Source organism: Nocardia sp. NPDC050710 (genome assembly GCF_040654375.1).
Taxonomy (GTDB): domain Bacteria; phylum Actinomycetota; class Actinomycetes; order Mycobacteriales; family Mycobacteriaceae; genus Nocardia.
Map to the genome: position 1 here is coordinate 25,339 of NZ_JBFAHV010000044.1, position 8,231 is coordinate 33,569.

An 8,231-nucleotide genomic window follows, 5' to 3' on the forward strand; every position below is an offset into this window, starting at 1 on the left:
TCGCGAATCTTCCGGCCCCGAGTGCGTGTGGCGGCCCTCCGCGAATTCCATGTCGATCGTGGACGCCGGTTCTTCGAGAGAGATTCGATCGACCGTGGGCCAATGCCCGCGATCATCTAGCCCAGGCCCTGTGCGCTCATGGTCGACCGGCGGCATTCGGCTCCCGCTGTCCGCCAACCGGATCCACCACACGCCTCAACGCCTTCAGATCGGCCTCGATCGCCCGAAACAGCATATAGACGACGATGAAGGCAATGATCGAGCCGACGCACAACACCCGCACGGCTAGAAGCACCAGCGGAATGTCATCCGGTGGTAGCAAGGTCACCCCAGCGATCGCCAGCAGTGGCACCGACGCCGCCACGGTGAGATACACGGTGCAGCGGCGATCGAGTCCGCGCAGGTGCAGCGCATCGACCGCGGTGATGTCGCCGTGTGGGAGGAACATCGGATAGATACAGCGCACCATGTAAAACGTCACCAGGAAGAACGGGTAGGCCACCGCTATCGCGCCACAGACCAGCCCTCCGCCCAGGGCATGCAGGAGATCCTGCCCGGTCGCCTCCCAGTTCGTGGAGTACAGCACGAACGGGAAGATGATCGTCGCCAGGCTCCACAGCGAAAACACCACCAGCACAGCACGATCGCCGAACAGCAGGGCATCCGATCGTGCCCGTGCCAGCACCTGTGGGTCGTATTCCCGGCCCCGGCGCAGGCCGCGCGAGACGATGAGCGCATACCGCAGCATGTACAGCACCAGCGCGATGCCTATCGTGAAGCACACCGCGACCACCAGGACAGCGCCGATCCGCCACATGTGCTGCACCGAGAGGCTCAGCCGGTCGATGATCAGCGTCCGGTTGTGCGCGATGTTGTACGTCGTTGCGAGCGCGTTCGGGATGATAAGGGCCAGCACCACCACCGGCACCAGCCAGGGCCGTAGTCGTAGCCGCCAGCTGGACGGCGGCGGGTCGACCAGGTTGCGGGCCCGCCCGTCCAGGCACACTTCCAACTGCTGGGCCAGTTCCGCGCCACCAGCCCACCGCTCGTCCCGCTCAGACGCCAGGCACTTCAGCAGCACCCTGCGCAGTGCCGCCGGGCAGTCGGACGGAATTCGCTCGAGCGCGCCCGCATCCACCCCGGCGCGACGGCGTTGCACCATGGCCGCGAGCGTGGCGGCGTCGCTGTGTTCACCCGCGGTGGTGTCGTCGAACGGTTTGGCACCGGTGAGCAGCTCCCACAGCACCACACCGAGCGAATAGATGTCCGCACGGGTATCGAGATCGTCGGCGGACCGGTCGTAGCCGGGATGGCAAATCTCCAGCTGTTCCGGCGCCATGTACGACAGCGAGCCGCCGAAATAGGCGACCGGGTTGGCCTCGTCGAGGTCGCGGCTGAAACTGACGTTGAAATCGGCGAGCTTGGGCACGGCCTCGGCGGTGAGCAGCACATTGGCCGGTTTGACATCGCGGTGCAGCACGCCGTGCGCGTCCGCGTAGGCCAGCGCCTCGGCAAGCCTGCGGCCCAGCCAGGCGACGGCTTCCGGCCACGACAGCGTCGCGATCTCCGCGCGCAAGCTGGAATCGGTCGGCCGGATCTCGCCCTTGCCCGCCATCACGGCGTCGACCGCGTCCAGCAGCAGCTGTCCGGTGCGCTGGTCCGGCGGGGTGGCCCGCACCCAGCGCAACACGCTCAGCAGGGTCCCGCCGGGCAGGAATTGCATGTACAGCAGCCGTAGCCGATGCCCACCGGGCTCGTTGTCGCGGCCCGGCTCGTCCAGCAGCCGCTGATCGAAGACCCGCACGATGTAGTCGTGGTCGAGCTGTGCCAGTGTCTGCGGTTCGGTACCGCGGTCGGCGGAAATCTTCACCGCCACCAGCCGTTGCAGCGACCGCTGCCGGGCCAGGAACACCCTCGCGAACGCACCGCTGCCCAGCGCCGTGAGCAGGTCGAAATCATCTATTCGATCGCCGATTTCGATACGGTCCAGGCCGGTGGCCTTGGTCCCGGTAGTGTCCTGGGCGGTGCGGAGTTCGGTGGCCGTGCGGGTCGCATCCCCCGACGAGGTGATCGAGTCGAGAGAGGTCGCGGCGGTAAGTTCCAGGCTGGGGCGCCGGGTGCTCTGCTCCTCGTCGTCGGCGTTGAGCAGCTCGCGCAGCTGTGCCGCCTGCTCGGGATATTCCCGCAGGTATTCGCCCGGATCCACCTGCTCGCCACTGTGGCGGCGGATCACGAACTCCTCGTATATCAGGCCGGCCGGAAGACGCGCCGGGGTCAGTTCGGGAAATTCGGAACAGTATTCGCGCAGCCGCTTGCGCCTGGGTTGGGCCACGACGGGTTCGTCGAGGCGGATCCCGGCCGGGCGGCGCAGCGACCGATGCCGCATATCGATCCGGATCAGTTCGATCAGCGCACCCAGTCGTGCGCCCGGCAGGTAGTCGGCGATGAGCGGCGGCCGGCCGTCGGCTTCCCACGCCGCAGCGAAAGCGGCCACGGCACCGAATTCGATTCCCGCCGTTGGTCGCCCGAACCTATTCCCGGAGTCGGAACTGTAGCTCATATCTGCACCTATCGAGCCGGACCATGCACTCGTCGGTCGGTGGGTCAGGCGGACACAACCGCCACCATCATCCCCGAGAGACGCTGGAAACCCTCGGCGCCCACGTCAAATCGGAGTTTCCACCGTCCTAGGCCGCCGCCCAGTCACCGCCACATGCAGTGGCCATCGGTCACCACCCGGGGCCCGGGCGCCGACGGTGCCGTCATCGACACACTCGCTGCGGTGACGGTTTTTCGCAGAAGCGGCTATTCGACGGTCATCTCCCCCATTTCGGACCAGTCGGTGGCGTCGATTGTCTGACTGATGATGCGCGGAGTCTGTGCCAGGGCTGCGGGAAGTTCGGCCATCGCGGCCTTGAAATGGGGGCTGCCGACGTGTGCCCCGCCGGCAGCCTGGTCTCGAAATGCCTCCACCAGAACGAATTCGGACGGGTCGTGGACGCTGCGGGACCAGTCGAACCAGAGGTTGCCCTCCTCGGCTCGGGTGGCCGCGGTGAACGGGGCAACGAGGTCGAGCCAGCGGTCGGTCCATTCGGGTTTGGTCTTGAATCTAACGACGATGAAGATCATCACGCGCCTCCTGCGATGGTCCGGCTGCCGCGACACATCCCGACTCCCGCTGTGTCGGGCGGTGATCGTTGCGAACATCCTATTGTCGACTGTCAGTGGATTGTGGGCCAGCACGTCATACGCGCATTCACCACCACGCCCGGTAGCGCCTTCGGATGATCCAGGATCACCTTTGCCACCCGCTCGGGATCGAACCGATCAAAGGCTCCCCTTTCTCAACTACGAATCCTGACGACAACCGAATGAACGACCTTGTCGTGCCAGGTTTGATGTTTGGCGTCCCAGAGGGGCCACAGGCTGTTCAGCAGGCTCGGGATAAACAAAAGGCAGTTGTTCCCGACGAGATTGATTGTCAATTGGGTACCCCACCGGGCGAGGGCGAGAGGTGGCCCCAACGGTCGCCCGGTGGCCTCGTCGATCACTGCGATCCTGAGCCACTTCTTACCGAGGGACTGGCCGGTCCTCCCCTGCAGAATCACCTGGTTCGATACGGTGATTGCGAGGTAGATGAACAACCCCAGCACCGCGATCATCAATCCCAGCCCGTTGGGTTCGGCTTCCGCGGACGGACCGTACTGTTCCCTCGCTGCCGTCGTCGGCTCGGTGGCGATGACGAGTCCGACACTCACGACGATCATGGCGGGCACCCAAGCCAGGATGACGTCGGTCAGGTAGGCGCCGACTCGAGACCACCACGACGCGTACGGGTACACGGGTCTCGGGAGGGTCTGCAGCGAAACAGAGGGCGACATCGGCGGGTACTGCGGCTGCCCGTACTGCGGGTACCCGGAGTAGCCGGGCTGGCCGGGATCCGAATTCAGATTCGACATGACATCCCCCGATCCCCGACGCCCGGCTGGCTATGCATTTCGACCGAGATGGGCACCTCATCTGCGGCCACCACCAGGTCGTCCATCTCGTCCCAGAAGCTGCCGGGTCCGGTCACCGTGAACTCCAGGTTGATGCCGGTCGGGATGCTGCCCCGGACCAGCAGCGGGTAGACGTCGTCCGAGGTCCATTCGTTGATGCCGGTATCGGTCTCGTCCACGCACTTCATCGCATCGACATCCACATTCGCCATGACTTCTTCCTCCTTCAGGTTTGGTGGAGGTGGGTTTCCGGCTCCACCGGATCGGACCATCTGGAACCAAACGATGAGGTCACCCACTCATCAGCGGCTGGCAAAACACTTACAACCCCGGAACGAGCTGTGCGCGGCGGACTTTTCGGAACCAACGATGAGGTCGCCCGCTGACCAGCGGCTAGCAGACCTCGCACCCGGGAACGAGCCGTGCCCGACAGTGACGTGATCACCGTCCATACCGACCTGGGTGCGGGCGGTCACCGTCGCGGGTGGTTGCCACCAAAAAACCCCTTCCGAACAGGTCGGAAGGGGTTTTCGTTGTCGGCTGGCAGGATTTGAACCTGCGACTACCCGACACGGTTCCAATTCATCGACATGCCTCTGAAACCTCGTTATGACTCGTCACCCACCGAACGGGACGGTCATCTGTCCGGTAGCTCTTTCGGCCTCCCCGATGCCTCGGTGAGGATCTTGGTCACCGTGGCGACAAGCGGGCCAGCGGGATCGCTGAGACGCGGCAATGATCTCCGATTTACCAACAGAGATCCAAGAGTGAGATCTACCATTTCAGCGCCGACCTGCTCGGCAGAGCTACGCCCCCCCGGCTCGAACCACGTCCACGCCCATTGCGCGGCGCCGAAAATGAGCAGGCTCCGGACCTCCCTGTCGACAGGCCGGAACTCACCCGCAGCGATGCCTGCATCGAGCAGGCCATGCAGGATTCCGATGTAATGCCGTCGAAGCTTACGCCCCTCGGACTCCTCATCCTGCTGGGCGAACCGCGCGACCTCCCGCTGAAACGCGACAGTCCGATTTCGATCGTGTACCTGGTAGAGCATTGATGCATGCAACAGCGCGGCCAGTCGTTCGGTCGGCGTAGAAAACTCCGACATGATGCGCTCTGCCTCATCGATCCGTTGCCGCATATAGGAAATATGCAGGGCTTCCAGCAACCGCGCCTTCGTGCCGTAATGATGCACGATCAAGCCCTGCGAGATGCCCAACTCACTTGCAACACCACTGAAGCTGGTTCCGTCGTAGCCCTTCTCGGCAACATGACGCGTAAAAGTATCGAGAATCGCACCCGACTTACCCGGCTCCGCCGCACGCCTACTCACCGATACCACCCCTCTTCGTCCAAATTTCCCGCACACTCCAGCGTCCACTGACTGCTTACCCAGTCATTGACTGAGTGCGCAGTCAGTACTAGCATTGTGCGCCGAGTCACAGCGTCGCACGCGCCGCTTCAGTCATTCATCTACATTCGAGCAATCAAATATGCAACAACACACCTATACAGCTGAGGCCGTGATCGAACAACGAGCCTCAGATCTCCACACCCGAGCCTGCTCCCGCGGCTTGTGGAATCTGCGCACTACATGTCGCGGCCACGGTGCCGACGACCAGGGACTCGTACCGCCGACCGAAATCGCCGTCCATGGCCCTCGCTTGCTCCCGACACCGGGAAGGTTGAACCGCTCGCGCGATCCAGCACCTACGGCCATCAGCAACCACCGCTTATGCACAGACTCGACGGCACCATCCGATCTGTGTTTCGCATGACCGGCCTCTCCGGCCATGGCACTGACGTCTCGACGCGCATCGCCCGAGGCGGCCACCACAATGTCGTCACCAGCCGGAGCGGGTGGTCACCCGCGATAAAGGACATGTGATCCCTATGGACGCGGATATGGCGGAAGCGGCACAAGAGGATCCGGCGACGGATGCGGAATCTTTGCTGTCGCCGGATCAGCTCTTGGCCGCCATCGCCGGTCGCGTCGCCGGGCCGTTGCCGCTGATCGCGTGGGCGAGAGAACTGGGCGATCTACACGCCGCCCTGATTTCTGCGGTTGTGAATCCTCGGCGGCGTCCATCCGACGTCGCCGAGGAGGCCCTCCATGCGGATATCGCGAAGGTCATCGACAAGATCAACTCTTGGGCGGTGTTCTACGTCCGCCACAGCCGGTGCGCCCGCCGCCACACTCACTCCTTCGGTGAGGTGATCAGTCATGTCGCCAAGACCTACGCCGAGGCGTGGTGGACGGTGCTGCACGCCGACTGCGAGGAGCTCCGGCACTCGGCGTGGGTCCATCTCGGCGAGGTCCGTGAAGGCTACGCGCAACTCATCGGCGATATCCGGGCCGGCCGCGTCCAACTCCCACTCGGATGGCGAGGCATCCGACATAACCGACAAAATGACAGCTCTTTCACCAACCAGGAAACCGACGGGGATGTGGAGCACTGAGGCAAGCAGTAGCAGGTAGCAGCCCCCACGGGCGGCGCGGTCTGGACGGTGCCACGAGTCCGCCTCGGATCCTCGAGCGAGTCCACCCCGGACGGGCACACCACTCCTGCTGTTCCAGCCTCATGCCAGGTCGGCAGCCGGACCCATGGCTGCGAGGTGGCGCTGCACGACGCGAGCGAAACGAGCGGCGATCTCGGTGCCGGCGAAAGCGGTGTTCCCGGCCAAGGCCGATTCGAAATCCCGCCATTCGATGCAATCAGCCCAGCGCCGACCCGCCCCGACAACCTCATAGCCAATGAAGCCGGACCGGTCACGCAGCCAGTCCCGGAACTCGCGGCTAGCCGCGAGGAACTCCGGTACGTCGGCGTCCGTATGTAGCTCGGAGGCAATCATCAACACAATCCTCGGCACAATGCAGACGATAGCCCGATCCAGGACGCGATGATCTTCTTCATCGGGACTCAGCCGTCGCCACGGCGCGACGGCCTCCTCGAATACGACCGAGCCCAATCCTGTTCCAGCGGCTCTCCACTGCCTCGCCGGAGCAGGCAGAATTCGTTCCCCTCCGGGTCGGCCAGTACGTACCGTGCTCGGGCGCCGATCCGGCCGATGTCGACCTTCCGTGCACCCGCGGCGAGCAGCCGTTCCAGTTCCGCGCCCTGATCGCGGTCGGTGGGCGAAGTGGTGTTGTTGTGGTGCAGGCTCGAGGTTGAGCAATAGTCAAGATCTGTGGATTCAGGGTCAGGTTGCTCGCAGCCATTGATCGAGGGCTGTGATGTCCTCGTCGCTGAGCCCTCGGGATGACTCGACGCGCCGGAGGAGCGCACGGCCGGGATGATGTGTGGCGACCCAGCTGCGGTCGGCGCTGGTGATCTCGTCGTCGACCCAGGCGAACGGGCGTCCGGCGGCCCAGCCCACCAGGGTGCGGGTCTTCCAGCAGAGCCCGAACCATCGGTCCTCGTGCTCGTGCTCGGCGGAGGGCTCCGGCCAGTTCACGACCGGCAGCTGTGGCAGCCCGATCCGTGGCGCGATCTCGGCATTGGCTTCGTCTTCCCAAGTTGTGGCCCAGACCAGCTCGCACGGCAACGCCGCCAGTCGTTGCCCTACATCGGGGCTGAGCTGCGAGAAGCGCGAGTCCGATCCGACATTGCGCGGTTCGCGCCGCGGGTGTTCACCGAACGGTAGTAGCGGCCCATCGACATCGAGGAACAGCAGCGGGCGTTGCGCGCGATCGGTCATGTTGCGGTGGCTTCCTCACGCCCGACGAGGACGCCACGTTCGAAACAGGCTCCGGCGCGCACCAGAGCGACCAGGTGCGGTGCGTTGACCGCGCGCCTCCGGTTCTGAGCGGCCTCGATCGGTTTGAATGCCATCGCGATACCGGACCCGCGTGATCCAGGTCCTTTGGTGACTTTCGTCCTCGAACATGCTGTGGCAAAGGTGGATTCGATGGGGTTCGTGGTGCGCAGGTGGATCAAGTGCTCGGCCGGGTAGCGGTAGAACTCTAGCAGCACATCGGCGGCGTCGACGATTTTGGCCACGACTTTCGGATGCTTGGCGCCGTAGGTCTTCTCGAAAGCCTTGATCGCCAGCCGGCCGTGGTCGATGTCTTCGGCGCCCACGAATGCGGGGCCGGCGCAGCACAGCTGGTAGCTGGTCGCGGGGGGGGGGGGGGGGCCCCCCCCCCCCCCCCGGGGGGGGGGGGGGGGCGGCCAGGGGCGGGGGAAACCCCACCCAAGAGGGCTGTTGGGCCTCCAAGGCAGGGGGTGTGGC

The 8,231-nt window shown here is 64.6% G+C and carries 8 protein-coding genes and 2 pseudogenes; 1 reads left to right on the forward strand and 9 read right to left on the reverse strand.

The genetic code is table 11. The annotated features are described in order from the left end of the window. Positions 1-136 precede the first annotated feature (136 nt). From AB0H61_RS38370 to AB0H61_RS38390, 5 genes are all read right to left on the reverse strand, one after another. Positions 137-2,560 carry a serine/threonine-protein kinase gene (locus tag AB0H61_RS38370; RefSeq protein WP_357313684.1) on the reverse strand — a complete coding sequence of 808 codons (2,424 nt, stop codon included), beginning with the start codon at positions 2,558-2,560 and terminating at the stop codon, positions 137-139. Positions 2,561-2,805: 245 nt separating this feature from the next. Beyond that, entirely contained in the window at positions 2,806-3,129 is a 324-nt protein-coding gene (locus AB0H61_RS38375) for a putative quinol monooxygenase (RefSeq protein ID WP_357313686.1), read from the reverse strand. Positions 3,130-3,344: 215 nt separating this feature from the next. Then, the gene (locus AB0H61_RS38380; protein WP_357313688.1) at positions 3,345-3,959 is read right to left on the reverse strand and encodes an RDD family protein; all 615 of its coding nucleotides are present in this window, start codon (positions 3,957-3,959) and stop codon (positions 3,345-3,347) included. Then, the gene (locus AB0H61_RS38385; protein ID WP_357313690.1) at positions 3,947-4,210 is read right to left on the reverse strand and encodes a hypothetical protein; all 264 of its coding nucleotides are present in this window, start codon (positions 4,208-4,210) and stop codon (positions 3,947-3,949) included. The genes AB0H61_RS38380 and AB0H61_RS38385 overlap by 13 nt, the downstream gene beginning before the upstream one ends. Positions 4,211-4,635: 425 nt before the next feature. Beyond that, entirely contained in the window at positions 4,636-5,331 is a 696-nt protein-coding gene (locus AB0H61_RS38390; protein WP_357313692.1) for a TetR/AcrR family transcriptional regulator, read from the reverse strand. 560 nt (positions 5,332-5,891) lie between these two features. On the opposite strand from AB0H61_RS38390, the gene AB0H61_RS38395 reads away from it, so the two are divergent. Further along, positions 5,892-6,458: a hypothetical protein gene (locus AB0H61_RS38395; RefSeq protein WP_357313693.1), complete on the forward strand. Its 567-nt coding sequence runs from the start codon at positions 5,892-5,894 to the stop codon at positions 6,456-6,458. A 120-nt stretch (positions 6,459-6,578) separates the two neighbouring features. On the opposite strand, the gene AB0H61_RS38400 is transcribed toward AB0H61_RS38395, so the two are convergent. The 4 genes and pseudogenes from AB0H61_RS38400 to AB0H61_RS38415 all read right to left on the reverse strand — a co-directional run. Then, the gene (locus AB0H61_RS38400; protein ID WP_357313696.1) at positions 6,579-6,851 is read right to left on the reverse strand and encodes a hypothetical protein; all 273 of its coding nucleotides are present in this window, start codon (positions 6,849-6,851) and stop codon (positions 6,579-6,581) included. Between the two features lie 68 nt (positions 6,852-6,919). Further along, positions 6,920-7,138: pseudogene (locus tag AB0H61_RS38405) on the reverse strand (VOC family protein); the annotation flags it as partial. Between the two features lie 61 nt (positions 7,139-7,199). Next, positions 7,200-7,697 (reverse strand): HAD domain-containing protein, encoded by a 498-nt coding sequence (locus tag AB0H61_RS38410; RefSeq protein WP_357313698.1) that lies wholly within the window; start codon positions 7,695-7,697, stop codon positions 7,200-7,202. Continuing rightward, positions 7,694-8,074 (reverse strand): annotated as a pseudogene (locus tag AB0H61_RS38415) (transposase); the annotation flags it as partial. The pseudogene AB0H61_RS38415 and the gene AB0H61_RS38410, both read right to left, overlap by 4 nt. Positions 8,075-8,231 lie beyond the last annotated feature (157 nt).